The following is a 25,747-nucleotide window of genomic DNA, read 5'->3' as shown; positions in this document are numbered from 1 at the left end:
GAAGGACGGAACCATGCACATCGTGTTGGTGGACATGCCGTGGTCGACCGTGGACGCGCCGTCGCTGTCGCTCGGCGTGCTCAGGCGCCGGGTCCTCGACGTGTTCCCCGGCGACGTCGTGGACGTCGTCCACGCCAACCTCGACTTCATCGACTGGGTGGACGCCCAGGTCGGCTTCTCGTTCGAGGAGTACGACACCTTCGTCAGCTCCTACTTCTCCGGCCACAGCGAGTGGATCTTCTCGGCGGCGCTGAACGAGCGGCCCCGGTGGAAGGTGGCGGAGTTCGCCGAGTTCCTCGACGGCAGCGTGCCCGAGCCGATGCTGGCCAAGGCGACCGAGCTGCACGAGCTCGCGCCCCGCTACATCGAGGACATCGCCGCCCGGATCGTGGCCATGGGGCCGGATCTGGTGGGGTTCACCGCCACGTTCGCGCAGAACGCGGCGGCCCTGGCGGCGGCGCGTGCGGTCAAGGCGCTCGCCCCGGACGTCGTCACGGTGTTCGGCGGCGCCAACTGTGAGGGGCCGCAGGGCGCGGCGATGCACCGGAACTTCCCGTTCGTGGACTACGTGGTGCGCGGCGAGGGCGAGCTGGCCTTCCCGGCGTTGCTGGACGCGCTGCGCACCCGGGGCGAGGTGTCCGAGATCGCCGGGCTGTGCTGGCGTCAGCCCGGCGGCGCGTCGGTCGCGAACCGGGTGGAGGCCCGGCCGCTGCCCGCGTCGGCGCTGGTCGCGCCCGAGTTCGGCGACTACTTCGAGCGGCACGCGCGCTCCGTCGCGGGCGCGTGGGTGGAGCCGCGGCTCACCGTGGAGGGGTCGCGCGGCTGCTGGTGGGGCGAGAAGCACCACTGTACGTTCTGCGGCCTCAACGGGTCCTTGATGCAGTTCAGGAGCAAGGATCCCGGCCGGTTCGTGGACGAGATCCTCGGGCTGGTCGAGCGGCACCGGATCCTCGACGTGTGGGTGACCGACAACATCCTCGACATGGCGTATCTGTCGTCGATGGCACCGCGCCTGCGAGAGTCCGGCTACGACCTGCGCATCGGCTACGAGATCAAGGCGAACCTGCGCCGCGACCAGCTCGAAACCCTGCGCGCCGCCGGGATCACGTACATGCAGCCCGGTGTGGAGAACCTGAGCAGCCACGTGCTCGCCCTGATGGACAAGGGGGTGAGCGGCTGCCTGAACGCCCGGCTGCTGCGCGACGCCGAGACCGTCGGCATCAACCTGAACTGGAACTACCTGTACGGCTTCCCCGGCGAGACCGAGGCCGACTACGACAACGTGATCGAGCAGGCGGCCGCCCTGCACCACCTCATGCCGCCGTCGAACGCCACCCGGCTGAAGGTCGAGCGCTTCAGCCCGTACTTCGACCGGCCGGAGCTGGGGTTCGGCGACCTGCGGCCGGCCGCGCAGTACGCGCACATCTACGACCTGCCGGAGGCCGAGCTGTCCGAGCTCGTCTATGTCTTCGACTCGCCGCACCGCGGGATCGGCGCGGGCTGCCTCGACCGGCTGCGCGCGGCCGTCGCCGCCTGGAAGGACGCCTATCCGATCAGCCGCCTGACCCACTGCGACCTGGGTGACCACATCGTCCTCGTGGACAGCAGGCCCGGGTTCTCCTGGCGGCTGCTGGATCTGACGGATCCGCTGGAGGTGACGGTGTTCCGCCTGCTCGACACGCCGCACGGCCTGGCGGCCCTGACCCGCAAGGCGGCGGCCAGGCACGACGGCGTGACCGAGGACGGCATCGCGGCGTTGCTGGAGCGGTGGCGGGAGCTGGGGCTGGTGTTCTGCGACGGGGGCCAGGCCGTGCACATCGCGCCGGCGGTCGCCAACCAGGATCTGCTGCGTCTCAACGGCGACAATCTCGGACGGGGCGAACCGCTCGTACCGGCCCTCGCCCGGCCGGTCACCACGGAAACGGCCGTCCCGGCGGGAGTGGGCCGATGAGCGCGCGCCCGGCCGTGGCCTCAGGGATCCCGGCGCCCGTGCCGATGGAGCTGTGGAAAGAGCGCGACCCGGCCGCCCGGCGGATTCCCGGTGTGTACGCGGGCCGCGCGGACCTCACCGGCGACCCGCTCGCGGCGGTGTCGCGGCTGGCTGCGGACGGCGTCCAACTGGCCCGCCTGGACGACCTGGTCGACCTGGGAGACCCCGACGGCGCCGCCACGGTGGCCGCCCTGTGCGTGGTCCGCGAGCTGACCAGCCACGGCATCGCCGTCGACTGGACGATCCGCCTGCCGGCCGCCCAGGACTGGCGGCCCCTCAGCCACCTGTACCCGCCGGCGGCCGTCGCGTCGGAGGCCGGCGACGGGGATCGGATCGCGGCCGAGTGGCGGGCCACCTTCCACGTCGCCATGTGCGGCTACCGGGCCGGCCCCGGCTTCCTCGAAGTGCGGGACCGCCGGACGGGCACGTTCAAGCGGCTCGTCCTGCGCAACCCGGGCCGCGAGGAGGCGATCGCGGCCCTGCTGCGGGGCGTCCGCGCGACGGCGCTCTCCCCGGCCGTGACCGAGCACTACCTGCGGGCCGGCCTCCTCCACCGGACCGGGCGGTATGTGTGGTGGGCCCCCTATCGGATCAGGCGCTGGCCGCTCAGCGAGACGATTCCATGACGTCCCGCTCGAACCTCGCCACCCACCGCTCGGTGACCTCACCCGACTGACGCTTGATGCCCGGGTCCGGCAGGGAGTCCGGCGGCTGCACGCCCAGGTGCCGCAGGCAGCCGAGCACGGTGCCCGGGTGGTCGGCGAGCATGTCCTCGTAGTAGACGACGTGCGGCTCGTGCCCGCGCCGGGCGAAATATCGCTCCCACACCCGCGTCTCGGCGTCGAGCTGGTGCAGGTGACGGAGGATCTCGGCGTAGTCGTAGCGAGGTTCGGTACGCGCCCGGCTGGTCGACAGGTAGACGCCGTCCACGATCCAGACGCCGGTCTGCTTGGCCAGGACGTACGAGATGGCCTGCCTGACCCGGTCTCTGCGCCGCAGCCAGATGTAGCGCGGCGACAGGAGCAGCTCGTCCAGGTCGACCTCCAGCCCCGGCAGGTGCTCGCCGTGCACCTTGAGGCCGAAGACGCCGTTCGGGCTGGTCCGGCAGGTCATCAACCGGCGGATGTAGTCCTTCACCAGCCCGGCCGGGTCGGCCGTCTCGAAGCCCCAGCGCTCGAAGTAGTCGAGGACGTGGGTGTCGGTGAGGTAGCCGTCGGCGAACCCGGCCCTGCCGGTGTGCCAGAGCGTGCGAACGAGCATGTTGCTGCCGGAGCGGGGCGCCGCGGCGAGCACGTAGCGGACCGGGGGCAGCCCGGCGAACGGCGGGAAGTCGAACTCCGTGCTGTTGGTGCGGAAGAAAGGCGCCACCCTTCCATACCTACCATCCCGGCCGCTTCGCTTCGTTTCGCGGACAGGTCATGGCTCAGGATTTCGCGGGCAGGCACAGACAACGATTCACCGGAGGCTCACCATGAGGTGGTGGCTTGTTCACTCACGGTGACCATTTGACTTGTCTGCCCCGAAAGGTATGACATCTGAGATGAATGCCCCTTTCGAGCTCAGTGGGAGCAACAGCCAGCAAACTCCCGCGCCGGGGATCTCTCATCTGGCGGAGGGGCGCCTGGAGCGCGCCGCGGCGGCCGCGAAGGACGCGAACTACTTCAGAGCGATGCTGCGCAGGATGCGGGACCGCCGGCGCGGCGCGAGCGACTCCGCCGGAGAGGCTCTCCCACGAAGGCCGGACGCGAACCCGGATGAGAGCAGGGCCGCCGCGCGGTTGCGGATGGCCCGCTGGCGGTACAGCCAGACGTTGACGCTCAGCGCCGAAGCGCATCAGCGTCTGGCCGACCATTTCGAGCGGCGGGCGAGCATGGCCGCCGCCGGGACCACGGGAACCGGGTCGGCCGCGTGGCTCAGTGAGAAGGCCGCCTGGCATCGCCGGGCCGCGGGCCGCGACCGCGAGGCCGCCTCCGCCTGGCGTCCTGCGGGCTTCTGACGCCCTCGCCGCCGGTGGTCATGCTCGGAGCGTAACGCTGGGCGGCACGTCATAGACCGACCGGTAGAAGGCGGTGAAGCGGCCCGGGTGGGCGAAACCCCAGCGGTTGGCGATGGCGATGACGGTGTCGCCCTTGGTCGGATCGGCGGCCTGCAGGTCGCGATGGGCGCAGGCGAGCCGGACCCGGCGTACGTACGCCATCGGCGTGGTGTCGAGATGACGGCGGAAGGCCAGTTGCATCGCCCGGATGGTGACGCCGGCGGCGGCGGCGATATCAGCCGGGCTGAGGTCGTGGCCGGGATGATCGTCGATGTACGTCAGGGCGCGGCGCAGGGTGGCCGGGTGGGCGTCGTGACGGTCCTCGATGGTGGGCAGGCCGAGTGCGGTGTTGGGGAAGACGGCCAGGGCGGCACCGGCCAGCAGCCGGCCGGCGGCCCCGAGCATCAGGGGCTGGGCCACGGCCGCGGGGTTGGCCAGCAGCCCGGCCACGTAGGCGCGGGTGGCGTTCCAGTGCGCCGCGGCGGCCGGTGAGACGGGGTCCAGGCCGGTCAGTCCGATGGCCGCGGCGCGCCTGGCCGGGGCCGTCTCGGCGACCTGGGCGAGCAGGCTGGGGTCCAGGACCGTCGCCTCGACCCGGCCGGGCAGCCATCGCGTGGCGTGGGGCAGGTCCAGCCGGTTCATCAGGAACACGGCGCCGGGCGCGTACCGGCCTTCGCTCCTGCCGCAGGTACGGTCCACCCGGGAGGTGGTGCTCATGCACACCACGTACCCGCTCATCGGCTCGACCGAGAACGCCAGCCGCGCCAGTTGCGCGGCGGTGTCCAGGCAGAACGCCCCGGCGTCGAGACGACGATGCCGCATGCGCAACAGGCCGTCGCCGTCGCCTTGGATGCGCAGACCGGTGCCGTAGGTGGCCACCAGGTATTCACGCATGGCCTCGGCATCGGTGGTGTCGAACTCCGAGAGCACCGGCTGCGCGGTCGTCTGCCCGGCGTGAGTCATGATCGCCTCCAGGTCAGCCGAAGGTGCACATCATTCCGACGGTACTTCCCCCCCCCCCGCGGCGTGCGAGTGGATCCGCCGAGAACGTGCGGGGCCACCCTCCGGCCCGGGTTCCCCAGCGGCCGGAAGGGGGTAAATCCACCTCACACCTGCTCGACTCGTGCCCGGCTCGTGCCCGCAGGAGGTCCCCCGTGACCGGCTCGCCCACGCTTCTCGACACCACCGGTGTCCGCCTCCATGAGCAGATCGACCGGCTGCGCGCGGCCGGTCCCGCCGTCCCCGTCCTGCTCCCCGACGACCTCGTCGCATGGTCCGTCACCCGGGGCGACGTGGTCAAGCACCTGCTGACCCATCCCGGCGTCTCCAAGGACGCCCGCCGGTCCTGGCCCGGCTACCGGCCCTTCGCCATCCCCTGGCTGACCGTGTGGGTCGACGTCGTCAGCATGTTCACCACCGACGGCGCCGATCACCAGCGGCTGAAGGACCTGGTCGGGAGGGCTTTCGCGCCCCGGCGCATCGAGGTCATGCGGCCGGCCGTCGGCAGGATCGTCGCGACCCTGCTCGACGAGCTCGCGACCGTGCCCGCCGGTGAGCCGGTGGATCTGCGGGCGCGCTTCTCGTACCGCATCCCCAGCCAGGTGATCTGCGACCTGTTCGGCGTGCCGGACGCGCTGCGGCCGGCCATGCTGGGCGCCATCGACCAGGTCCTGGACCAGAGCCTGAGCGTCCAGCAGGCGACGGCGGTCCAGCAGCAGATGTACGCCGCCATGCAACGGCTCATCGCCGCCAAACGGGCCGGTCCCGGCGACGACATGACGAGCCTGCTGCTGACCGCGCAGCAGGAGGACGGCGATCGGCTCAGCATGGACGAGCTGATCAGCACCCTGCTGCTGATGATCGGGGCGGGCAGCGAGACCACGGTGTCGCTGATCGACCACGCGATCATCGCCATGCTCGCCCACCCGGAGCAGCGCGCCACCGTCCTCGCCGCGCCCGGCCGCTGGAGCGACGTCGTCGAGGAGACGCTGCGCCGGCAGTCGCCGGTCATGCACCTGCCGCTGCGCTACGCGACCACGGACATCGACCTCGGCGAGGGGGTCACGATCGCCAAGGGCGATCTGATCCTGATCGCGTTCGGCGCCCACGGACGGGACCCGGAGGTCAATCCGGAGCCCGGCAGGTTCGACATCGACCGGCGCGACCGCCAGCATCTCGCCTTCGGGCACGGCCTGCACTTCTGCCTCGGCGCGCCGCTGGCCAGGCTGGAGGCGGGCATCGCCCTGCCGGCGCTGTTCGAGCGGTTCCCGCGCGTCCGGCTCGCGACCGGCGCGGGTGAGCCGGTCCCGCAGGCGAGCTTCATCGGCAACGACGTCCGGGCGCTGCCCGTGCTCCTCACCTGAGGGACGGCGTACGTTCCCGGGCCGGGGACGCGTACAGGATCGCTCGCGCCGCCATCACCACGCACCCGATGCCGAGCAGCAGGCCCCAGGTGACGTCGGTGAGGAAGTGCATGCCCCGGTAGAGGCGCGAGAAGCCGACGGCGAGCGGCGCGAACAGGGCGAGCGCCCAGATCAGCACCTGGAGCGCCCGGGTACGGACGCGCAGCGTCAGGATGAGCGCGATCCCGCAGTAGAACGCGACGGCGGCGCTCATGTGCCCCGACGGGAAGCTGGAGGTGGGCGGGGCCGGGTCGAGGTGCGGCACGCGCGGCCGGTGCCGCTCGACGAGCACGGTGGTGGCCAAAAAGATGAGCGACTGGCTCCAGACGGCCGCGAAGAGGAAGATCGATTCGCGCCAGCGGTGGAACACGAGCCGGCACACGACGACCGCGATCGCCGTCAGCGCCACGATGTAGGGCGTGTCGGACAGGCTGCTGCCGAGGTCGGTGGCGGCGTTCCACCAGGAGGTCCGATCGGCGGCCAAGGCCTCGCTGACGCCCGCCTCTCCGGTGGGCCAGGCGAGAATGACCTGGCCGGCGGCGTACGTCACCCCGAGCATCGCCAGTACGGGTAACAGGAGCGTCAGCGCGTAGTACCTGATGTGCTCAGTCATGACTCACCTTCACCGACTCGGGAGCGATGCCCTCGGCCAGCGGCGAGGCCGGCCTGCGGCCCTGCTCACGCCGCCACGTCTCGAATCCCGCCGTGGTCGCCGCGACCACGGCCATCCCCAGCACCAGGCCGCCCGCCACGTCGCTCACCCAGTGCACGCCGAGCGCGATCCTCGTGTAGCCCACCGACAGCGCCAGGAACGCGGCCACCGCCCAGGCCACCCACCGCCCCCGTCGCGGCAGCCGCGATAAGACGAGCAGGACGATCACCGCCGCGCCGACGGTCGCGGCGACCGTGTGGCCCGACGGGAACGAGTCGCCCGGCGCGAGCGCGACGGGGTCCGGCAGGTGGGGCCGGGCCCGGGCCACGATGATCTTGATGGCGAGGCCCAGCACCCCGCCCACCGCCACGGTGGTGACCGCCCAGAGGGCCAGACGGCGGGCGCCCTTCCGCAGCAGCCAGGCGGCGTACGCGACGACCGCGATCCGCCACGGCCACGGCCCGAACACCTCCGACCAGACGGCGAGCACCGTGGTCATGGCGGGGTTGGCGTGCGCGTACGCGTGCAGCTCCGCGGCGACCCGCGCGTCCAGGTCGTTGACCGGCATCTTGGCCACGACGAGCAGCAGGCTGAACGGAATCATGATCAGCGCGACCGCGAACCCGGCGAGCGTGAGCCGCAGCCCTAAGGCATGATCACGGTTGACGCGAGCCTCGACCCACCGGTGCCTCACTGTCTCCTGACCTCCTTCGGTACGCATCCGCGCTCGCTACCCCGCCAGGGCGCATTGATTCCTGCCTGGAATCGGCTCGCCTGGGTAGTCGGGAAGGCATGTCCCCCACCGTGGCGGTTGTCGCGCACCGTAAGAAGACCCTGGGCGCCGGCCTTGACCGGCTGCGCGTGCTCATCACCGAACAGGACGTCGGCGAGCTCCTCTGGTACGAGGTCGGCAAGAGCAAGAAGGCCCGCAAGAAGGTCAGGGAAGCGCTCGACGAGGGTGCCGAACTGGTGTTCGTCTGGGGCGGCGACGGCATGGTGCAGCGGTGCGCCGACGTCATGGCCGGCTCCGGGGTGCCCATGGCGATCCTGCCCGCGGGCACCGGGAACCTGTTCGCCACCAGCCTCGGCGTGCCCGCAGACCTTGAGGAGGCCGTACTGATCGGCTTCCACGGCCGCCGGGAAAAGCTGGACCTGGGCGTGCTCAACGGCGAGCACTTCGCGGTGATGGCCGGCGCCGGCTTCGAGGCCGAGATGATCGCCGACGCCGACGGGCGCGCCAAGCGGCGGCTCGGCAAGCTCAGCTACGTCAAGGCGGCCGTCCGGCACGTCGGCGGGCCGCTGGTGCCGATGAAGGTCGAGATCGACGGTACGACCTGGTTCGACGGGGAGGCGAGCTGCCTGCTGCTGGGCAACGTGGGCACGATCGCGGGCGGCATCGAGGCGTTCGACGACGCCCGGCCGGACGACGGCTGGCTGGAGGTCGGGGTCTCCACGGCCAAGGGGCCGATCCAGTGGGCCCGGGTGATCGGCAGGATGGCCGCGGGGCGTTCCGAGGACTCCCCGTTCGTCCGGATCACCCGTGCGCGGAAGGTGTCGGCCCGGTTCGGGGCGCCGCTGACGTACGAGCTGGACGGCGGCGAACGCGAGCCCACCACCCGGCTCGAAGCCGAGGCGGCCCCTGGCGCCCTGACGGTCTGCCTGCCGGCGGAGCACTAGTCAGCAGGCGCCCACGCGGTCCTTCCCGTCGAAGGCGAGGCCGACGGAGGTCACGCCGCCTTTCACGGACGCCTTCCTGCCGTCCTGCCCCTCGTCTTGCGCGGCCTCCTGGAGACCGGAACAGCCCGTGAGAGCCGGTAACACGCCCAGGCCGGCAGGAACTCGCCTCATGCTCCGCACTCTCCGATGATCGACGAACGGTGGCGTTGCAGTGTAACCGTGACTCAGCCGAGTCCGGACCGGGCGATGACGTTGGTGATGCCGATGCGGACCGCGGTGAATCCTTCCCGTACGAACGATTCGGCGATGTCCTTGGCGGGCTGACCGGGGTAGTAGCGGCCGGCGATGCCTGCGGCGACCTGTTCGACCTGCTCCGGCTCGGCGGAGGTGCGCGCGTGTCCTTCGATGGTGACGAAGCCGTAGGGCTGCCGGTCGTCGCTGACGCAGACCGCGACGCGCCGGTCACGCGCCAGGCTCTTGCCTTTGACGCTTCCGGGCGACAGGGCGAAGGCGAGTTCGTCGCCGTCGAGGATGAAGCAGACCGGGGTGACGTGGGGCCGCCCGTCGGCGCGCGTGAGGGCTATGTGGGCAAGCCTTGTCCCCGCCGTGACGAAGGATCGCCATTCGTCGTCGGTCATCGTCGTCATAGGTGTGGTTCCTTTCGAGGTCAGGTGCGGTCGAAGCGCCAGCGGGCAGCGCTGAACCCCTTCTCCTTGCCGAAGGCGAACACCCGCGCCGGTTCGAGCGCGTAGACGTGCCGGGGATCGTCGTCGGCGGGGTCGTAGAACTCACCGTCGCTGACGACCGGATGCCACCACGGATACTTGACCGGGAACAGGTCCGCGACCTGTCGCAGCCGGTCCGCGTCCCGGACGAGATGAGCGGCGCCTTCGAGCACCAGGTCGACATCAGGACCGGGCACCGTGACCGCGCAGCCGTCGTTCCGTTCGAGGTTGCGGGTCTTGCGCGACTGCCGGAAGGTGACGAAACAGACCGTTCCTTCGAGCCACACGGCCAGCACCGGCACCACGTGCGGCCGGCCGTCCCGGTCCGTGGTGGCGAGCAGGTAGTCGCCCGCCTCGGCCACCCGGGTCCGCACGTCCGCCCAGCCGAGTGTCGTCAGGGGTGTGCCGCGCGGACTGGACAGAGGCTCGGGAGCCGGCTCTTTCCCGTACGTCGTCATACCGATGACGCTAGGCGAGCCAGCCCATTAGTAAAAGCGATGGTTTCCGATCAATTCAATCGCTTTGAGCGATACCATGACCGGCGCCGAATTGACATGCAAGTAGCGACTTGCCTATGGTGCGACGTGTGGGTGACGTCTTCAAGGCCCTGGCCGACTCCACGCGCCGCACGATCCTCGACGAGCTGACCGACCGGAACGGGCAGACACTCTTCGAGATCTGCGCCCGGCTGGCCACCAAGCACGGGCTCGGTTCGTCGCGGCAGGCGATCTCGCAGCATCTCGACGTACTGGAGGCCGCCGGCCTCGTCGAGACGCGGCGCGAGGGCCGGTACAAGTTCCACTACATCAACACCACACCGCTCGAACCGATCGTCGAGCGGTGGCTCGGAAAGAGGGAACCGACATGAGAATCAACCTGACCAGCGTGCTCGTCGACGACCAGGAGAAGGCGCTGCGCTTCTACACCGAGGTGCTGGGCTTCGTGAAGAAGCACGACGTCCCGATCGGCGAGGACCGGTGGCTGACCGTGGTGTCGCCGCAGGAGCCGGACGGCGTCGAGCTGGTGCTCGAACCGAGCAGTCACCCGGCGGTGAAGCCGTTCAAGGACGCGCTGGTCGCAGACGGCATCCCGTTCACCGCCTTCGCCGTCGACGACGTCAAGGCCGAGTACGAGCGGCTGCGCGACCTCGGCGTGCGCTTCACCCAGGAGCCCACCGACATGGGGACGGTGACCACCGCCGTACTCGACGACACCTGCGGCAACCTGATCCAGATCGCCCACGTGGCCGGCTGATCAGCCCCTCAGGAGCGCTCCTCGTCCTTGGCGAAGCCGTCGAGCGAGACGCGCTCCTCCTGGGTGCGCAGCTCCTGGAAGACCGTGATGTGCACGCCGCCGGGCGCGTCGAGGCGGGCGTTCAGCGACTCCCACGGGGTGACGGTGGGCGGCGCGACCTCGTCCGCGCCCGCCGCGACCAGCCGCTCGGTGGTCTGGCGGGCGTCGTCCACCTCGAACGCGACCCGGAACTTGGGCGCCACCTGACGGCCCACCTCGACGTCGTCGATCATCTTCTTCTGCGCCGGGTTGGCGATCTCCAGCGTGGCCCGGCCGGCGTCCAGGATCGCCACCCGCGCGCCGTCGCCGGTGCTGAACGCCGCCTCCTCGGGCAGGCCCAGGACGTCGCGGTAGAAGGTCAGGGCGGCCTCGTAGTCTTCGGCCTCGACCACGAGCCTGAGCTGGCGGACGGCGGGCCGGGGTTCGGGGGACGTGCTCATGAGGCGGCTCTCCTTCATTGCCGAGGGTATGTCCTTCAACCCAACCGGATCGCCGTCCCCGTTCATCCCGCCCGCCACGCCGACGCGATCTTGTAGGATCCGCAGACCGATTCGAGACAGGAGCGCAAGGCGATGCTGTACGTGACCACGGCACTGGCCCTGACGACCGTGCTCGGTGCCCCGCCCGCGCAGCCGCCGCTTCCTGACCGCGTGCCACTCCCTGGAGTCGTCGGCCTGCGTCTGGGACACCGCCACCGGCAAGGCCGTCACCCGCATCAAGGTGGCCAACCGCTTCCCGGTGTTCGGCTGGTACGACGAGAAGCACCTGCTCGTGCCCGTCAAGGACGGGTTCGGCGTCGTGGGCCTCACGGGCAAGGTCGTCGAGACCCTGGTCAAGGTCGGCAAGGACGTCGACATCCATCCGACGTTCGACGCCCGCGTCAAAGGGTGAGCCGGGTCAGCCCCGCCCGTAGCGGTCCTCGGCCCGCCAGAAGTACCAGAACCCGGCGATGAGCGCGAACACCGCCCAGAACAGGCACGACAGCCACACCATCTGTGGTGGGGTGTGGCCGTGGATGAGGATGTCGCGCATCCATTCGATGTAGGAGGCCGCCGGGTTCAGGTACATCGCGGTGGCCACCCACTCCGGCAGGCCGGCGCTGTTGACCACTTTGTCGTGGATGGCGAAGAACACGCCCGAGGCGTACAGCCAGGTGCGCATGATGAACGGCAGCAACTGGTTGAGGTCGCGCACCGAGGAGCCCATCCTGGCCAGGATCAGCCCGGCCCCGACGTTGAACATCGTCTGCAGCAGCAGCACGATCGGGATCATCAGCCAGAACCACGACGGCGACTCCCCGGTGATCACCACGATGACCAGGAGCACGCCCATGGAGATGACGAGCTGCTGCAGCTCCTGAATCGTGTACGCCAGCGGCAGCGAGGCGCGCGGGAAGTGCAGGGCGCGGATCAGCGACAGGTTGCCGGAGATCGACTTGGCCCCGGCGGTGACGGTCCGCTGCGTGTAGGTGAAGACGAACATGCCGGTCAGCAGGAACGCCGGATAGTTCGGGATGTTCTTGCTGCCGCCCAGGATGAGGCCGAACATCACGTAGTAGATGGCGGCGTTCAGCAGCGGGGTGATGACCTGCCAGAGCTGCCCTAGCGCCGAGCCGGAGTATTTCGAGACGTTGCGCGAGGTGGCGTACGTCAGCACGAAGTGCCGCCGTTCCCAGAGCTGGCGCAGGTAGGCGATGAACCCCGGCCGCGCGATGGCCGGGCGGAGCCCGTGCCTGCGGGCCAGCTCCGCCAGTGATTGCGGCGACGAGTCTTCTTCCACGTGGCTCATGAGCACCTCGAAGCGTCGCGGTCACCACGCGCCCGCCCGGTGACCGATGGGCCGGCCGATACCCGATCATCCCCCGTCAGAGGGGGTGCGGGTCCAGTTTCGTGACCGGAGCGTCGCGGAGTCGAGCCTTTCCGTCAGTTCGGGCGTTCGATCGGTTCGGCCGTTCGGCCAGCGCGGGCGTTCGATCGGTTCGGCCGTTCGGTCGGTTCGGGCGTTCGATCGGGTACGGCGCCGGAGCGTCGCGGTCAGCTCGGGCGTTCGGTCAGGTACGGCCGCAGCGTCTGGCCGAGGGAGTCGCGCAGGGCGGCGGCGAGCGTGCCGTCGCCGGACAGGGCCCAGAGGATGAGGGTGCCGTTGTAGGCGATCTGGACGGCGCGGGCCAGCGAGGCGAGCTCGGTCCCGGCCACCAGCTCACCCGCCGCCACCGCCTCCGCCAGCAGACCGGCGATCTCGTCGCGGGTACGGCGGGCGTGCTCGGCCGCGTGCGCGCGGAACTCCGGGTCGGTCAGGTCGAGCTGCAGGAACCCGAGGCTGCCGGCCAGCTCCTCGGGGGTGGACACGCCCTCGGCCAGGACGGCCAGCGCGGCCCCCAGCGCGGCCAGCGGGGTGCCGTGCTCCTCACGGGCCCGCTCGAACGGCTCCCGCACCGTCCGCGCGGCGTGACTCGCCACCGCGAGCAGCAGCCCCCGCTTCGACCCGAACCGCTGCACCAGCGTGGCCGGCGACAGCCCGGCCTCCTGGGCGACGCCGGCCAGCGTGATGCCCTGCGGCCCGTGCCGGCCGATGGCACGCCCGGCGGCCTCCAGGATCGCCTCATCGCTGGTGGTGCGCGGCCTGCCCATGCCCGTCCTCTCCCGGAAACCGAATGTCTCTTTCTACCAACCTTTCGGGCGGTCGCCGGTCTCCGGTCGGCACAGGGAGTCTTTAGAAGGTCCAGAACTCATGGGCGTTGCTCTTGGTCGCCAGTTTGATGGGAACCGCGACCGACTTCGGGATGGTCTGCCCCTTGGCCGCCTTGATGGCGTCGTCCACCGCTCGCGAGCCGATCCGCCGCGGCTGCTGGGCGACCGTGGCCGCCATCGTGCCCGCCCGCACCGCCTTGATGCCGTCCGGCGTGCCGTCGAAGCCGACCACCTTGACCTGCCGCCCCGCTCTGGCCCCCAGCGCCTGAATCGCGCCCAGCGCCATTTCGTCGTTGCTCGCGAACACCCCCGCGATGCCGGGGTGACGCCGCATCAGGTCCGCCATGACGGCGCGGCCCTCGGCCCTGTCGAAGTCGGCCGATCGCCTGGCGACGACCTTGATCTTCGGGAACGCGGCGATCCCCTGGGTGAAACCACGGTCGCGGTCGCGCGAGGCGGAAGCGCCGGCCACACCTTGGAGCACGACCACCTGGCCCTTACCGCCGACCTGCCTGGCCAGCTCCCGCGCACCCAGCCTGCCGCCGTCCACATTGTCGGACGTCACGGTCTGTGTCACCTCGGCGCCGTTGACACTGCGGTCGGCCGCGATCACCGGGATGCCGGCCTGACGGGCCGCCTTGACCGCCGGCGCGATGGCGTCGGAGTCGACCGGGTTGAGGATGATTGCTTTTACGCCTTTTTTGGTGAAGTTTTGAATCTGGCCGGCCTGCCGGGAGTTGTCGTTGTGGGCGTCCGTGACCGTCAGTTTCACACCGGCGAGTTGCGCCGCGGCCTCCGCTCCGTCGCGGAATTGGGCGAAATAGGGATTGCTCAGCGTCGACACCGAAATGCCGATCGTCAGGTCGCCCGAGGTCGTGCCCCCCATGGGCGAGTCGCAGGCGGTCAGGCCGAATACGCCGCCGAATATGAGAATCGCGAAAACTCGCAAGATCGTTCTTCTTACTGGTCGTGGCCGCCCCATTTCAGCCGCCAACGCTGTGCTGCTGGATAAAGTATATGCGATGGATTTCACGAGCCGCCGGCCTGACCCCGCCACGCTGGCCGCCACTATGGCGGCGTTTACTGGCTTTTGGGATTTTATCTCCCAATGGCCAGCTAGGGTTTGGTACAGGAGCTATTACGGTTGCGGCTGGTCACGAGGGGGTGATCAGAGTCGGCAGGTGGCGTCGCTACTCGATCCGAGCCTGGCTGACCCTGCTCGCCAGCGCCGTCATGGCGCTGCTGTGCTCCGCCTTGGCGGTGTTCATCGTGCTGGTGGAGCGGCATGCGGCCATCGATCACCGGACCGACCGCCTCTTCGCGCTCGCTGTGGAGATGGGCGTCCAGGTGCGCCAGCAGGCACCCGATCTGGCGAAAGCCGGTCCGGTCCCGGCGGTCCAGGTGTTCAACTCGACCGGCGACGTGGTCGCGGCCACCCGGGAGATGGCGGGCAGGCCGCCCATGACGAACCTGCGCCCCGATCCCGACGGCTTCGCCACCATCCGCACGTGCGATGCGCGAGCGTTCCCCGGCCAGTGCATGATCGTGCTCGCCTACCCGCTTCATCGCTCCGACGGCGTGTGGCTGATCAACATGGCCGTTCCCGACGTCCCCTGGTACGTGGGCCCGGAGCTGCTGATCCCGCTCGCCGCGGGCTGGCTGCTCCTGGTCGGGGCGACCGCCGCGGGCAGCTATCGGATCGTGGGCAAGACCCTGGAGCCGGTGGGCGCCATCAGCCGCAACCTCGCCCGGATCACCGCCAGTGACCTGGGCCATCGCGTGCCGGTGCCTCCGTACCACGACGAGCTGCGGGATCTGGCCGAGACCGCGAACCGAACGTTGGATCGGGCCCAATCGGCGGTGGACCAGCAGCTCCGCTTCGCGGCCGAGGCCTCCCACGACCTGCGCAGCCCGCTGACCGCCATGCGGATTCGTATCGAGGAGGCCCTGATGGACCCGCGCCAGGCGGACTGGCCGCATGTCGCGGGCATGGTGCTGGAGAGTGTGGAACGCATGCAGATCCTGGTCCGCGACCTACTGCAGCTCGCCCGGCTGGACGCGGGTGTCACCCGCCGCCGCGAGATACTCGACCTGACCGAGCTGGTGCGGCGCGAATTGGATCGGCGGCCCGTCGGAGTCTACGTACGCCACCGCCTCATGACCGGGATGATCGTTCAGGGCGACCGGCTCGACCTGACCAGGCTGCTGAACAACCTGCTGGACAACGCCGAACGGCATGCCGAGTCCGTCATCACCGTGCTCCTCACGCTCGATGACGGGGATGCGGTGCTGGAGGTGAGCGACGACGGAGAAGGCGTTCCACCCGCGCAGCGGGAGATGATCTTCAAGCGGTTCGCGCGGCTGGAGGCCTCCCGAGCCAGGGACGCCGGCGGGACCGGGCTTGGGCTACCGATCGCCCGGCAGATCGCGCAAGCCCACCATGGCACCCTGACCCTTGAGGACAGCCCCCGCGGCGCGCGGTTCGAGCTCCGCCTTCCCAGCTGCACCACGCACGACACCACGCACGACGCGGATCATGCGCATGGGGAGAAGGCGCGGCTTGGCGCGGCGAGCCACGTTGAACATCGGACCGGTGGTCCCCTGTCCTGATCGTGAACGGTCGGGAGCGCTAGCCGGGGACGGTCACGCCGGTGACCGCGAAGCGTTCCACCGTCGCGATGTGACCGCCGGTCGAGGCCACCACCGTGAGCGTACGTCCCGGCCGCGCCGTGAACGTGACCCGGCCCGACCAGGGTGAGTTGGTGCCGCCCGCCGCCACGCAGCACCGCTCCCCCAGCGGCTTGGCCGTGCCCGGCCGGTATATCTGGATCCGGATGCTCTCGTCCACGCCGCTGATCCGCCCGCCCACCGTCAGCGGGGAGCTCGCGGTGGCGCCGTATCGGGGGGTGGTCAGGGTGAGGGTGGTGTCGTCCGTGCCGACCACCTCCCAGGGGGCGTCCTTGCCGCCGCCGTACCGCATGAGGTGCACCACGGCCGCCACCAGCGGTTTCGGGCCCTCCTCCGCGCGGAACCCGACGTGCACGCGGGCGTGCGCGCCGTCCTCGACGGTCTTGACGGCCCGGTCGATCTCCTTGAAGCCCAGGAAGTCGCGGGAGAAGGCGACCGCCGTCCGGCCCGCGTCGAGGTGCCACTTGCCGGTGCCGTTCGCCTGGTAGGAGCGCTGCCAGGCCGCCGCCTCGCCCGGGCCGGAGAACGGCCACAACGGCTGGTAGCGACCGGCGATCAGCGTCCCGCCGGGAGCGGGCTCGGACGTGCTCGCGGAAGCGGAGGTGGTGGTGGCGGGGGCCGGGGTCGTGGGGGCGGGGGTCGTGAGGGGAGGGCTCGTGACGGGGACGGACGAACGGGACGGGGACGAGACCGTGGCCCCGGTTTCACCGGTGCCCCCGCAGCCCGCCACGGCCAGCCCCAGCAGGGCCAGTAGCGGGAGGGCTCGCTCGGTGAAAGCTTTCATGTAGTGCCTCCTGGTCACGCGGCCACGCCTGACGAGGAGAGAAGTACCCCGTCGGAAGACCTCGTACTTAACGCCCGCCGCACCGGTTCGGCGGCGCGGGCGGTCAACCGGTCACGTCGGGCACGAGCGTCTCCACGCGCGGCGGGCGGCGGTAGCCGGTGGGGGCCGGGCGCGGCGGGATCTCCAGCGGCGAGCGCACGACCTCGCGGAACGGGATCGTGGACAGCAGGTGCGAGATCATGTTGATGCGGGCCCGCCGTTTGTCCTCGCTCTCCACCTCATACCAGGGCGCCTCGGGGATGTGCGTGTGGATCATCATCTCATCCTTGGCGCGCGAATACTCCTCCCATCGGGCGATCGACTCCAGGTCCATCTCCGACAGCTTCCAGCGCCGCATCGGGTCGGCGAGGCGGGCGCGGAAGCGGCGTTCCTGCTCGTCGTCGCTGACCGAGAACCAGTATTTGCGCAGCAGGACCCCGTCCTCCACCAGCAGCCGCTCGAAGATCGGGCACTGGTGCAGGAACCGCGTGTACTCCTCCTGCGTGCAGAACCCCATCACCCGCTCGACCCCGGCCCGGTTGTACCAACTCCGATCGAACAGCACGATCTGCCCGGCGGCGGGCAGGTGCTCGACGTAACGCTGGAAGTACCACTGGGTGCGCTCCCGCTCGGTGGGCGCGGGCAGCGCGACGATCCTGGCCACGCGGGGGTTGAGATATTCGGCGACCCGTTTGATCGTGCTCCCCTTGCCGGCCGCGTCCCTCCCCTCGAAGACGACGACCACCCGCCGCCCCTCGGCCCTGACCCACTCCTGCAGCTTCACCAGCTCCGCCTGCAGCTCGAAAAGCTGCTTCTCGTACGGCTTACGCTTCATCCTGTCGGCGGTCATTCGACGAGTCCCTCCGGGCCGCGCCATGGCTAGGGGATCCGGTACGCGGGTAGCGTCCAGGCATGCCCCCCTGCTACTGACGTACATCTGGGAGAGGCCATCATGACAGGCACAGGCGACCTCGGCCGCCGCATCATCCACCACCGCGAGCGCCTCGGCCTGACCCGTGAGCAGGTCGCCGAGCGCGCCGAAATGTCACCGGGTTACATCAAATATCTGGAGGAGAACGCCGACACCCCGGACGCCGGCGCCCTCTACCGGCTGGCGGACGCCCTCGGGACGACGAGCGACGACCTGCTGGGCGGCGGCCAGGACCGGCCGCCGGGACGCGGGCCCGCCATGGCCAACCCCACGCTGGAGACGCTGGACGAGGCGGCGTGCCTGCGGCTGATCGAGCCGGGCGGGATCGGGCGGGTGGCGTTCAGCGGCTCGCACGGGCCGACGGTGCTGCCGGTCAACTACCGCATGCACGGCGGCGCCATCGTGTTCCGTACGGCGGTGGGCGGCCCCATGGACAAGGACCTGCGGACCGGCCTGGAGGGCGTCGACCTGCTGATCGCCTTCCAGATCGACAACATCGACGAGGCCAGGAGGGAGGGCTGGAGCGTGCTGGTGCAGGGGCCGGCCCACCATGTGCCGCCGGAGGAGGCGGCCGACTCGGGGGTCACCCCGTGGGCGGGCGGCGAGCGGCAGCTCTGCATCAGCATCATCCCGCAGCGGATCACCGGCCGCCGGATCCACGGCATCTGATCACCGGTAGACGGCGTCGCCGACCACGAACCGGATGAACTCGCCCTGTTCCCACCGTGGCGTGCCGGGCCACCAGCCGCCCCGCACGCCCTCGGGAATGGTGAACCCGTCGAAGGCCGCCTCGCCCTCGCACACCACCCCGAACGACTGCCACTGGTACGGCCCGCCGTCCGGGGCGCCCCACCGGGACACGGTGACGCTTTCGAGCCTGCCGTCCTCGTCGACCACCAGCAGCACGTCGTGGTCCTCGCCGCCGACGGGCACCGAGGCCAGCGCCTGGCGGTCGTCGAGCCCTTTCCATCGCACCCGGGGGTCCAGCGCGGCGGCGGGCGCCAGGACCAGCTCGCACGCCAGCCGGCCGGCCGCGCTCCTGCTGACGTCGGGGCCCGTGCCCGACATCACCGGGAAAGTGTCGAGGGCCCGCCAGCGCGTCTCGCCGGTGCCCGCGCGGTAGCGGTCGAACCCGCGTACCGGGAGCATGCCGCGCCGGGTGGCGGCCGTCCACACGAACCCCTCCAGCGGGACCAGCACCTGCGTGGCGTGGAAGTCCCGCCACGCGTTCAGCCTGATGGTGCCGCGCGTGGTCAGCACGACGCCGCGCAGCAGCGGCGTGCCGGGCGCGATGGCCCGCAGCACCCACCGGCGGGCCGACTCGGGCAGCAGGTCCGCCCGCCCCGGGTCGAACGGCCGCGCCCCGGCCGTCGGCTCCTGCAGCAGTTCCCAGTCACGCCGCGCCTCTTCGCTCAGGTACGGCGGCGCCATGACGACCGTCATGACGCCCTCCTTGATCCGCCCATTGCCGGCCTCCGCCCTGTGGACCCCTCCAGCACACACCAGCCGGGGCGCGAAGTCCTCCCCCGGCCGCCGGCGATCAGCGGCAGCCCGTGGCGCCGAACACCGTGAACTGCGTCGACTCGCGTACGTCGAAGTTGTCGTCGGAGCCGATCACCAGCGTGCACTCGCCGCTGTCCAGGCGCGGCCCCCAGGCCATGCTCTCCAGGTTCTGCACCGGCGGGCGGAAGGCGCCGAGGTCGTAGACCAGGCGCTTCCTGACCGGGCGGTAGGGGCCGCCGTGCGCCAGAGAGGGCCGGTCCATGACGTTCGTGGCGCCGCGCAGGTCGATCTCGTACAGCTTGACCCGGTAGTTCACGCCCTCGATCCAGGATCGTTCGAGTGCCAGGTAGCGGAACTCGTCGATGGGCAGGATCTCCGACACACCGCTGTCGGCCGTGCCGGTGGGCGGGACGGGCGCGGCGGGCAGCGCGTCGAGCGGGTAGGCGTACTGCGCGCGCAGGCGGCCCTCGCGGTTCCACGTGGTCAGCCGGGCGGCCGAGCCGCGCTGAACCGTCGGCTCCGGCCCGTCCTCCCAGCGCGGGCCCTCGGTCATGGCGGTGATCGTGTGCGCGGTGACGGCCAGCCCTTCGAAACCGAAATTACGCCGCGGGCCGTTCTCCACGCCCGTCATGCGCAAATTCTGCGGCACCGGCAATTCCCCCACGTGCCGCCCTTGCACGTCCATTCCGCGCACCAGCGCAGGCGAAATGGGAATATCCGGATGTGTGGCGTCGGGCCGGTCCCCTTCGTCGCCCCACAGCAGCCGCCGGGTCCACCGGTCGAACCTGATCGACTCGGGGTCGGCCGCCTCCGGCCTGCCGTAGCCCGGGTACGGCGACCCGTCGGCCCGCGTCAGCGTCGTGACCCCGGTGAAGTGCACGCCGCTGAAGCTGCCGGTCTTCCGGTCGATGTCCAGCCGGCCGGTGTAGAAGCGGGCGGGGTTGTAGCGGGCGCGGTCGTCGGAGATGAAGTACCACGTCCCGGTGCGCGGGTCGCGATCGATCCCGGACAGGCCGCCCACCGCCGTCCCCTCGAACCGCTCCATGTGCGGCACCCGCTGCTCCCCCAGGAAGCGGGTGATCCGCAACTCCTCCTTCCGCTCCGCCTCGGCCGGCGGGGCCAGGGTCACCACCACCGTCAAAGCGACGGCGATTTCCATCATTTTCCGCGTACGGGCCATTTGTTTTCCTCCGTCAATCGAATGCCGGAGGAAATGAAAGCGCGGCCGGCCCGGGAAGTCCACGAGCTAATAACCGTATGCCGCACAGCAAAAGGGGCGAACCCCTGGAAAAATTCAGAGCGTGCCGATGACCGCCGTCGCGTCCAGCTCGTCCGACGTCGCCACGCGGACCGTCAGCCCGGCGCGCGCCATCGCGCCGGCGGCCGGGCCCGCCTGCCGCTCGCTGGTCTCCACCAGCAGGTGGCCGCCCGGGGCGAGCCAGCCGGGCGCGCCGGCGATGACCCGGCGCACGACGTCGAGCCCGTCGTCGCCGCCGTCGAGTGCCACGCGGGGCTCGTGCAGCCGGGCCTCGGGGGGCAGCAGGCCGACCGAGGCCGACGGCACGTACGGGGGGCTGGCGATCAGCAGGTGCACCCGGCCGCGCAGCGAAGGCGGCAGCGGGTCGTACAGGTCGCCCTCGTAGACGTGCGCGCCGGGCAGGTTGCGCCGGGCGCAGCGCACGGCGGCGGGTTCGAGGTCGGCTGCGTGCAGTTCGGCCCGCTCCAGGCCGGCCGCCACCGCCGCGCCCATCGCGCCCGTGCCGCAGCACAGGTCGAGGACCACCGGCGGGCCGGCCACCCGCCGGGCCAGCTCGATGGCCTGTTCGATCAGGAAGCCGGTACGCGGCCGGGGCACGAACACCCCCGGCTCCACGACCACCCGCAGGCCGCAGAACTCCGCCCAGCCCAGCACGTGTTCGAGCGGCTCGCCCGCGACCCGCCGCCCGACCATGGCGGTCAGGTCTTCGGGGGTGGCGGCGGTGGAGACGAGAAGTCCGGCCTCGTCCTCGGCGAAGACGCACCCTGCGGCGCGGAGGGTGGTCACGATGGCCGACGTGGCGACAGATGATGAAAAAACCGACATGGGAGCCTTTCGGGATGCCGATGGGCGCTCCCGCGGTCACCTAGTCCCGGTGGGCCGCACGGCTGAAGGAGGGGAGCACCCAGCCAGTCACAGCGGTAATGGGTCTCACCTCCCTGGGACGTTCTCTTACGGAACCGTCACAGTACCAGAGTGGTTTTCACATTCCGGTTTCGGGTGACGCGGCCGGGATGTCCCCGTGCAGGTGCAGGCCGGCGCCCGGGCTGGTGTCGATGGTGAGGGTGCCGCCGATGGCGCCGAGCCGGTCGTACATGTTGGTCATGCCGTAGCCGGTACGGATCAGGTCGGGGTGACTGCCGTGCCCGGTGTCGTAGAAGTCGAAGGACAGCCCGTGCCCGCCCCGCAGGTCGATGGTGACCGTGGCCTGCTCGCCCGCGTGCTTGCCGGCGTTCTGCAGCGCCTCCAGCAGGCAGAAGTAGACGTTGATCTCGATCTCGGGCGGGTAGCGGCCGATTCCGGTGGCGCGTACCTCGGTCGGGAGCGGCGAGTGCCGGGCCGCCGCGCGCAGCGCCGCCGCCAGCCCCGACTCGGCGAGCTGCGGCGGGTAGATGCCGTGCGCCAGGTCGCGCAGGTCCGCCCCGGCGTCGCGCAGGTCGTCGGCGAGCTGCTCCAGGACCGGGCCCACCTGCGCCGGGTCGCCGGCCAGCAGGCGTTGCGCCACCCGCGACTGCACCGCCGCGGCCACCAGCCGCTGCTGGGCGCCGTCGTGCAGGTTGCGCTCGATCTGGCGGCGCTCACGGTCGCCTGCCGCCACCAGCCGGGCGCGCGACTCCTGCAGCGCCTCCGCCCTGGCCACCAGCATCACGTGGTTCCGCCAGGCCAGGTAGGAGACCCTGGTCAGGCCGATGACCACCAGGGCGATCACGACCCAGGCCGGCGGGTCCAGCGCGAACCCGGTCAGGCCGCGGCCGGGTGGCGTGATCGCGAAGGCGGTGACGATCGTACCGGCCATGATGATCTTGAAGCGGCGGCGGCGCAGGTAGGCCACCGCCAGCAGCACCGGCGAGACCGTCACCAGCGTGGCGTAGGGCAGCGCGGACGGGATCATCGCGGTCACGGCGATCGCGTAACACCACGAGATCCCCGCCGACAGCCCGATGGCCAGCTCGACGCGGTCGCGCCTGGCCACGCGCAGGGCCACGACGATCACGGCCGCCATCGCGGCGCAGCCGCCCGTCAGGGCGAGCAGCCGGGGCTGCCCGGTCCTGATGAAGGCCGTCAGCGCGACCGCGCCGGCCCCGAGCGCCAGGCCCAGGATGGCCAGCAGGCCGGTGGCGATGTACTGCTGCGGGTGCGGCTCCACGCTGCGCTGGACGCCGGTGTACGCCCGCGCGACGAGATCCCACGCTCTCTCCAGCAGCGCGCGGACGGCCTCGCCGCGCTCCTGGACGGGACGCTCCACGCCCGCGCTCTCCAGCACGGACCTGGGCATGTGACCGTGCAGCCGCAGCCCGCCGCCCGGCCGGGTGGCGACGGTCAGGGTGCCGCCGATGGCGCCGAGCCGGTCGTTCATGGTGGTCGTGCCGTGGCCCGCCTGGATCACGCGGGGGTCGCAGCCGCGCCCGGTGTCGCGGAAGTCGAAGGACAACCCGTTGCGGTCCTGCAGGGTGATGGCGACCGTGGCCTTGTCCCCGCCGTGCTTGGCGGTGTTCCGCAGGGCCTCAAGGAGGCAGAAGTAGACGTTGATCTCGATCTCGGGCGGGTAGCGGCCGATCCCGATGGCGCGGATGGTGGTCGGGACGGTGGCGTGCTGGGCGACCGCGCGCAGGGCGGTCTCCAGACCGTACTGGCCGAGCTGCGGCGGATAGATCCCGTGCGCCAGGGTGCGCAGCTCCTTGCTGGCCTCCTGGAGGTCGTCCGACAGCCGGCCGAGCAGCGGGCCCACCTCGCCGGGGTCCGTGTCCAGCAGCCGCCGGGCGTCCCGCGACTGTTCCATGGCCGCCGCCAGCCGCCGCTGGGCGCCGTCGTGCAGGTTGCGCTCGATCTGCATGCGCTCGCGGTCGGCCGCCGCCACCAGCCGGGCGCGGGACTCCTGCAGCGCCTCCGCCCGCGCGACCAGCATCACGTGGTTCTGCCAGGCCGCCAGCGACACCAGGATGGTCAGGAACGGGATGAACACGATCGCCATCGCGTCGGTGACCGCCTCCGCCGGGGCCTGGAGCCCGACGCCGCCGTACACACAGCCCACGACCACCAGCGCCGTGCCGACCAGCATCGTCGCGCCGAGCATCGCCGACAGCCGCTGATGGTTCATGTGCTGGACGGCCACCAGCACCGGCAGCAGCACGGCCAGCGTCAGCGCGGACAGCGCGAACGGCGCCATCGCCGTGATGAGGAGCGCCACCACCCAGTTCGACAGCGCGAAGACGACCACGGCCGCGAAGCGCCGGTACTGGTGGATCAGCCGGATGGCGCGGACCAGGAACGCCGCCATGACCAGCAGCAGCGCGACGATCACCTCGATCCAGTCGTTGTCCAGGCCGGTGGCCCGCAGCACGATCAGCCACACCACGGCCACCAGGACGCCGGCCAGGTCGGCCTGGATGTAGGTCCGCAGCCACTCCCATCCCGGCGCGCCGATCTCGACGATCTCCTGCCCCCGCAGGCCGGCTAAGAGCCGGATCGGCCCCCGTCGCTCCACAACGCCTCCAGTTCGTCGGGGCCGAAGCGGTCCTTGGGCCGATAGCGGGCCCCCATCACCATCGCGTCACGAGGCAGATCCTCGGTGTTGTTGACGGACAGCAGGACCACCTGGACCTCCGGATGCCAGCTCCTGATCTGCCGCGCCGCCTCGAGGCCGCCCATGCCGGGCATGTTCACGTCCATCAGCACCATTGCGACGTTGTGGTCCTCGAGAAAGCCCAGGGCCTCCTCGCCGCTGGCCGCCTCCCCCGCCAGCTCGAACCCCTCCACCACGGCGATCACGCCGGCCACGGCCCGGCGGAACGACGGCAGATCGTCCACCACCAGAACCCGCACGAGGTGTTGCTCCACAAGGCTGATCGTCGCACCCGATCGGCACTCTGTCGGTGGTGCCACCATCCCTAATCTCCCGGCCCTATCTCCCACTGTTGGCGGCAGCCCCGGAATCCAGGAACATGAGCACCGCCTTGACCCGCCGGTTGGTGTCCCGATCCCCGCGCAGGCCCAGCTTGAGAAAGATCGAGTTGATGTACTTCTCCACCGCCCGCTCCGACACCCCGAAGCCGGCCGCGATGGCCAGGTTGGACCGCCCGGCGGCCACCTCGGCGAGCGTCTCCCGCTCCCGGGGCGTGAGCTGCCGCATGGCGCCCGCCTCGTTGCGCGTCTTGGCCGACACCAGCGAGTCGACGACCACGGAATCGATGAACGAGCCTCCGGAGGCGACCGTGCGCACCGCGCTGACCAGCTCGCCGGGCGCGGCGATGCGCTCCTTCAGCAGGTAGCCGCGCCTGCTGCTCCCCTGCGCGATCAGGGCCAGCAGATAGCCGGGATCGAGAAACTGCGACAGGACGAGCACCGCCACCTCGGGATGCGTGGCGCGCATCGTCGTGGCCGCCCTGATCCCCTCGTCGGTCAGGGTCGGCGGCATGCGGATGTCCGTGACGACGACGTCGGGCCGCTCCACGCCGACCGTGGTCATCAGCGCGTCGTAGCCCGAGCAGACCCCGATGACCTCGACATCGGCCTCCGTGGCGATCAGAGCCTGAATGCCGGCCCGCACCAGCAGATTGTCCTCGGCGATCACTATCCGCAACGGCGTCACCACCAAACCGTAGTCCCCGCCCCCCGGACACTCAATACGCGGCATTCCGCTCGCACCCGCGAGTGAGGAAAACCGAACCATGAATGCGGAAGCCAGCTTTATCGCTCGAATAGCGGGCGCGGAGGAAACTGACCACAACGGCAGTGAACCTGCGAGAGAGATATGAGGGGTTTCAGCTAGGACGACAATGGAGGGGGAGTGGTGGCCGAAATGCTTCACGTCACCGAGCGGTCATCGCGAATCAGGTCCAGGATCAGCGCGTTGCCGACCCGCGCCGACCGGGCGCTCTGCGCCGGTCAGGACGAGCGTGCCCGCCAGTACGGATGGACGGTCACCAAGACGGGGTTCGGCTCCCGGCGGTATCGCGACCCGCGCTTCGACGCGCTCAAGGCCGCCCGGCTCGCCGACGCGACCAGTGCTGACAGAACCAGTGCCGACAGAACCAGTGCCGACAGCAGGCCCGTGTGTTCCGGCTCCGGGGGTTGATCCGAC

At 70.7% G+C, this 25,747-nt stretch carries 30 protein-coding genes; 11 read left to right on the top strand and 19 right to left on the bottom strand.

From position 1 onward, the window contains the following. The first annotated feature begins 13 nt into the window (after positions 1-13). Together C4V41_RS39165 and C4V41_RS39160 are read left to right on the top strand one after the other, a co-directional pair. Positions 14-1,951, top strand: a complete 1,938-nt coding sequence (locus C4V41_RS39165; RefSeq protein ID WP_103961189.1) for a RiPP maturation radical SAM C-methyltransferase — start codon at positions 14-16, stop codon at positions 1,949-1,951. Then, the gene (locus C4V41_RS39160) at positions 1,948-2,616 is read left to right on the top strand and encodes a DUF5825 family protein (RefSeq protein ID WP_103961054.1); all 669 of its coding nucleotides are present in this window, start codon (positions 1,948-1,950) and stop codon (positions 2,614-2,616) included. Before C4V41_RS39165 ends, C4V41_RS39160 begins: the two co-directional genes overlap by 4 nt. Here the strand turns inward: C4V41_RS39160 and C4V41_RS39155 are convergent. Continuing rightward, complete coding sequence (locus tag C4V41_RS39155) at positions 2,597-3,358, bottom strand: Stf0 family sulfotransferase (protein ID WP_103961053.1); 762 nt, start codon at positions 3,356-3,358, stop codon at positions 2,597-2,599. The genes C4V41_RS39160 and C4V41_RS39155 overlap by 20 nt on opposite strands. 172 nt (positions 3,359-3,530) lie before the next feature. Between C4V41_RS39155 and C4V41_RS39150 the strand changes: the two genes are divergently transcribed. After that, positions 3,531-3,986, top strand: a complete 456-nt coding sequence (locus tag C4V41_RS39150) for a hypothetical protein (RefSeq protein ID WP_103961052.1) — start codon at positions 3,531-3,533, stop codon at positions 3,984-3,986. 18 nt (positions 3,987-4,004) lie between these two features. On the opposite strand, the gene C4V41_RS39145 is transcribed toward C4V41_RS39150, so the two are convergent. Beyond that, positions 4,005-4,988, bottom strand: coding sequence for a helix-turn-helix transcriptional regulator (locus C4V41_RS39145; RefSeq protein ID WP_103961051.1), 984 nt, complete (start codon positions 4,986-4,988; stop codon positions 4,005-4,007). A 191-nt stretch (positions 4,989-5,179) separates the two neighbouring features. On the opposite strand from C4V41_RS39145, the gene C4V41_RS39140 reads away from it, so the two are divergent. After that, positions 5,180-6,388: a cytochrome P450 family protein gene (locus C4V41_RS39140; protein WP_103961050.1), complete on the top strand. Its 1,209-nt coding sequence runs from the start codon at positions 5,180-5,182 to the stop codon at positions 6,386-6,388. On the opposite strand, the gene C4V41_RS39135 is transcribed toward C4V41_RS39140, so the two are convergent. Next, positions 6,381-7,040, bottom strand: coding sequence for a phosphatase PAP2 family protein (locus C4V41_RS39135; protein WP_103961049.1), 660 nt, complete (start codon positions 7,038-7,040; stop codon positions 6,381-6,383). The two genes, C4V41_RS39140 and C4V41_RS39135, sit on opposite strands and share 8 nt — an antisense overlap. Further along, positions 7,033-7,773 carry a phosphatase PAP2 family protein gene (locus tag C4V41_RS39130; protein ID WP_235030657.1) on the bottom strand — a complete coding sequence of 247 codons (741 nt, stop codon included), beginning with the start codon at positions 7,771-7,773 and terminating at the stop codon, positions 7,033-7,035. The genes C4V41_RS39135 and C4V41_RS39130 overlap by 8 nt, the downstream gene beginning before the upstream one ends. Positions 7,774-7,871: 98 nt before the next feature. On the opposite strand from C4V41_RS39130, the gene C4V41_RS39125 reads away from it, so the two are divergent. Next, the gene (locus C4V41_RS39125; RefSeq protein ID WP_103961047.1) at positions 7,872-8,756 is read left to right on the top strand and encodes a diacylglycerol/lipid kinase family protein; all 885 of its coding nucleotides are present in this window, start codon (positions 7,872-7,874) and stop codon (positions 8,754-8,756) included. On the opposite strand, the gene C4V41_RS62250 is transcribed toward C4V41_RS39125, so the two are convergent. The 3 genes from C4V41_RS62250 to C4V41_RS39115 are packed head-to-tail and all read right to left on the bottom strand — an operon-like array spanning position 8,757 to position 9,939. After that, positions 8,757-8,927, bottom strand: coding sequence for a hypothetical protein (locus tag C4V41_RS62250; protein WP_160150535.1), 171 nt, complete (start codon positions 8,925-8,927; stop codon positions 8,757-8,759). Positions 8,928-8,980: 53 nt separating this feature from the next. Beyond that, positions 8,981-9,403, bottom strand: a complete 423-nt coding sequence (locus C4V41_RS39120; protein ID WP_200824517.1) for a PPOX class F420-dependent oxidoreductase — start codon at positions 9,401-9,403, stop codon at positions 8,981-8,983. Between the two features lie 20 nt (positions 9,404-9,423). Beyond that, complete coding sequence (locus tag C4V41_RS39115) at positions 9,424-9,939, bottom strand: pyridoxamine 5'-phosphate oxidase family protein (protein ID WP_103961046.1); 516 nt, start codon at positions 9,937-9,939, stop codon at positions 9,424-9,426. A 128-nt stretch (positions 9,940-10,067) separates the two neighbouring features. Between C4V41_RS39115 and C4V41_RS39110 the strand changes: the two genes are divergently transcribed. Together C4V41_RS39110 and C4V41_RS39105 are read left to right on the top strand one after the other, a co-directional pair. After that, positions 10,068-10,349, top strand: coding sequence for an ArsR/SmtB family transcription factor (locus C4V41_RS39110; protein ID WP_103961045.1), 282 nt, complete (start codon positions 10,068-10,070; stop codon positions 10,347-10,349). Then, complete coding sequence (locus tag C4V41_RS39105; protein WP_103961044.1) at positions 10,346-10,735, top strand: VOC family protein; 390 nt, start codon at positions 10,346-10,348, stop codon at positions 10,733-10,735. Before C4V41_RS39110 ends, C4V41_RS39105 begins: the two co-directional genes overlap by 4 nt. Before the next feature lie 8 nt (positions 10,736-10,743). Here the strand turns inward: C4V41_RS39105 and C4V41_RS39100 are convergent, their stop codons facing one another. Next, positions 10,744-11,214, bottom strand: coding sequence for a VOC family protein (locus tag C4V41_RS39100; RefSeq protein ID WP_103961187.1), 471 nt, complete (start codon positions 11,212-11,214; stop codon positions 10,744-10,746). Between the two features lie 175 nt (positions 11,215-11,389). On the opposite strand from C4V41_RS39100, the gene C4V41_RS39095 reads away from it, so the two are divergent. Further along, positions 11,390-11,665 (top strand): hypothetical protein, encoded by a 276-nt coding sequence (locus C4V41_RS39095; RefSeq protein WP_103961043.1) that lies wholly within the window; start codon positions 11,390-11,392, stop codon positions 11,663-11,665. Positions 11,666-11,671: 6 nt separating this feature from the next. On the opposite strand, the gene C4V41_RS39090 is transcribed toward C4V41_RS39095, so the two are convergent. The 3 genes from C4V41_RS39090 to C4V41_RS39080 form a co-directional block, all read right to left on the bottom strand. Next, positions 11,672-12,562, bottom strand: a complete 891-nt coding sequence (locus C4V41_RS39090; RefSeq protein WP_103961042.1) for an ABC transporter permease — start codon at positions 12,560-12,562, stop codon at positions 11,672-11,674. A gap of 245 nt (positions 12,563-12,807) precedes the next feature. Further along, complete coding sequence (locus tag C4V41_RS39085) at positions 12,808-13,404, bottom strand: TetR/AcrR family transcriptional regulator (protein WP_103961041.1); 597 nt, start codon at positions 13,402-13,404, stop codon at positions 12,808-12,810. A gap of 82 nt (positions 13,405-13,486) precedes the next feature. After that, positions 13,487-14,497, bottom strand: a complete 1,011-nt coding sequence (locus C4V41_RS39080; protein ID WP_235030656.1) for a D-ribose ABC transporter substrate-binding protein — start codon at positions 14,495-14,497, stop codon at positions 13,487-13,489. A gap of 131 nt (positions 14,498-14,628) precedes the next feature. Here C4V41_RS39080 and C4V41_RS39075 point away from each other — a divergent pair, with 131 nt between their 5' ends. After that, positions 14,629-16,074: a sensor histidine kinase gene (locus tag C4V41_RS39075; RefSeq protein WP_235030655.1), complete on the top strand. Its 1,446-nt coding sequence runs from the start codon at positions 14,629-14,631 to the stop codon at positions 16,072-16,074. A gap of 19 nt (positions 16,075-16,093) precedes the next feature. Here C4V41_RS39075 and C4V41_RS39070 read toward each other — a convergent pair whose 3' ends face one another. Together C4V41_RS39070 and ppk2 are read right to left on the bottom strand one after the other, a co-directional pair. Then, on the bottom strand, positions 16,094-16,936 hold the full coding sequence (locus C4V41_RS39070) for a hypothetical protein (protein WP_200824515.1): 843 nt from the start codon (positions 16,934-16,936) through the stop codon (positions 16,094-16,096). Positions 16,937-17,039: 103 nt separating this feature from the next. Continuing rightward, complete coding sequence (gene ppk2, locus C4V41_RS39060) at positions 17,040-17,825, bottom strand: polyphosphate kinase 2 (RefSeq protein ID WP_103961039.1); 786 nt, start codon at positions 17,823-17,825, stop codon at positions 17,040-17,042. A gap of 102 nt (positions 17,826-17,927) precedes the next feature. On the opposite strand from ppk2, the gene C4V41_RS39055 reads away from it, so the two are divergent. Then, a complete protein-coding gene (locus C4V41_RS39055; protein ID WP_103961038.1) occupies positions 17,928-18,575 on the top strand; it encodes a helix-turn-helix domain-containing protein in 648 nt (215 codons plus the stop codon). Here C4V41_RS39055 and C4V41_RS39050 read toward each other — a convergent pair whose 3' ends face one another. The 6 genes from C4V41_RS39050 to C4V41_RS39025 all read right to left on the bottom strand — a co-directional run bounded on the left by C4V41_RS39050 (position 18,576) and on the right by C4V41_RS39025 (position 25,255). Next, a complete protein-coding gene (locus tag C4V41_RS39050; protein WP_103961037.1) occupies positions 18,576-19,349 on the bottom strand; it encodes a DUF6544 family protein in 774 nt (257 codons plus the stop codon). Between the two features lie 97 nt (positions 19,350-19,446). Further along, positions 19,447-20,571 (bottom strand): esterase-like activity of phytase family protein, encoded by a 1,125-nt coding sequence (locus tag C4V41_RS39045; RefSeq protein ID WP_235030654.1) that lies wholly within the window; start codon positions 20,569-20,571, stop codon positions 19,447-19,449. 132 nt (positions 20,572-20,703) lie between these two features. Beyond that, the gene (locus C4V41_RS39040) at positions 20,704-21,492 is read right to left on the bottom strand and encodes a putative protein N(5)-glutamine methyltransferase (RefSeq protein ID WP_103961036.1); all 789 of its coding nucleotides are present in this window, start codon (positions 21,490-21,492) and stop codon (positions 20,704-20,706) included. A gap of 157 nt (positions 21,493-21,649) precedes the next feature. After that, positions 21,650-24,151: a sensor histidine kinase gene (locus C4V41_RS39035; RefSeq protein ID WP_103961035.1), complete on the bottom strand. Its 2,502-nt coding sequence runs from the start codon at positions 24,149-24,151 to the stop codon at positions 21,650-21,652. After that, on the bottom strand, positions 24,121-24,504 hold the full coding sequence (locus C4V41_RS39030; RefSeq protein WP_160150534.1) for a response regulator: 384 nt from the start codon (positions 24,502-24,504) through the stop codon (positions 24,121-24,123). The genes C4V41_RS39035 and C4V41_RS39030 overlap by 31 nt, the downstream gene beginning before the upstream one ends. Before the next feature lie 64 nt (positions 24,505-24,568). After that, positions 24,569-25,255: a response regulator transcription factor gene (locus tag C4V41_RS39025; RefSeq protein ID WP_200824513.1), complete on the bottom strand. Its 687-nt coding sequence runs from the start codon at positions 25,253-25,255 to the stop codon at positions 24,569-24,571. A 201-nt stretch (positions 25,256-25,456) separates the two neighbouring features. Between C4V41_RS39025 and C4V41_RS39020 the strand changes: the two genes are divergently transcribed. Then, entirely contained in the window at positions 25,457-25,741 is a 285-nt protein-coding gene (locus tag C4V41_RS39020; protein ID WP_146103950.1) for a hypothetical protein, read from the top strand. The last annotated feature ends 6 nt before the right edge of the window (positions 25,742-25,747 follow it).

The organism is Nonomuraea solani, from assembly GCF_900108335.1.
In the GTDB taxonomy this organism is placed as follows: Bacteria; Actinomycetota; Actinomycetes; order Streptosporangiales; family Streptosporangiaceae; genus Nonomuraea; species Nonomuraea solani.
Note: the sequence above shows the minus strand (reverse complement) of the source record. Positions and strands in the feature narration are given on the sequence as shown.